The sequence below is a fragment of the Brumimicrobium mesophilum genome (assembly GCF_003025005.1).
In the GTDB taxonomy this organism is placed as follows: domain Bacteria; phylum Bacteroidota; class Bacteroidia; order Flavobacteriales_D; family Crocinitomicaceae; genus Brumimicrobium; species Brumimicrobium mesophilum.
Genome location: NZ_PVSS01000058.1, coordinates 1 through 864 on the forward strand (window position 1 = coordinate 1; position 864 = coordinate 864).

Annotated in this window: 1 protein-coding gene; it reads left to right on the plus strand. The window is 33.6% G+C overall.

Annotation, left to right across the window (positions count from 1 at the left end):
• Window positions 1–38 precede the first annotated feature (38 nt).
• Window positions 39–776, plus strand: a complete 738-nt coding sequence (locus tag C6368_RS17025) for a hypothetical protein (RefSeq protein ID WP_107040413.1) — start codon at window positions 39–41, stop codon at window positions 774–776.
• The last annotated feature ends 88 nt before the right edge of the window (window positions 777–864 follow it).

Genomic DNA, 864 nt, shown 5'->3' on the forward strand with positions numbered 1-864 from the left:
ACAATACGTAGCTTGGACGTTACCAGCAATAAAACAAAATGAGATTATCAGGCACAATATTTTTGATTTTAATCCTTAGTTCCAGCAGTTACTCCCAGACTAAATTTACTATCATAGACACCACAATTGTTGGGAATTATGAAGAAGCCATTGAAAATCTGAAAATTTTGAACGATAGCATTTTTTACGAAGACACTTTATATAGTGTGCGAAAAACTTGTAGTGGAGAATGGGGTGGTTCGATTTGGTTTAAAAATAAAAGAACTGGTATTGAATATTCATGCGCAGCAACTTGCCCAGTAGTAGTCAATAATGTAAACGGAAAATATTATGTAACAGCTACATTGGCGCACATGGTGGGGTCCTCTGAAATAATTGAGATTAACGATCCTGATTCTATGGAAATTTTTAAAATGCCTAAGCCTAGACAGAAAAAAAGAAAACAAAAAATTTATAATGTAGGCGATAATGAATCTAGATCAAGGCTTGGGACAACCCTTTTGGTTGATAGTATAGGTGTGTTAACTTTAGGAAGTTTCACCCATAGAAACCAACTGCTTCACATTGTATCTGATTATGACCATACATACTTGTGTAAAATAGAAGAGAGTCGATTTATCACAATTGATACAATCTGCATTGGAAGATTACCAATTTATAGGTCTGAAATCAACGAAACTGAAAATAACACATTGGTTATTCTATTTAATAGTAATGATACAAAAGGTTATTTAGAAATTAAGAATTCGAAAATTGAAATAATAAGGTATAAATAAAAGCTGGTAACAATGGCTAAAAAATCATAGCTGCCCTTCGGGACAGCAACGCTTTTTAGCCGGAACGTTAATCGCAAATAGTCCACCT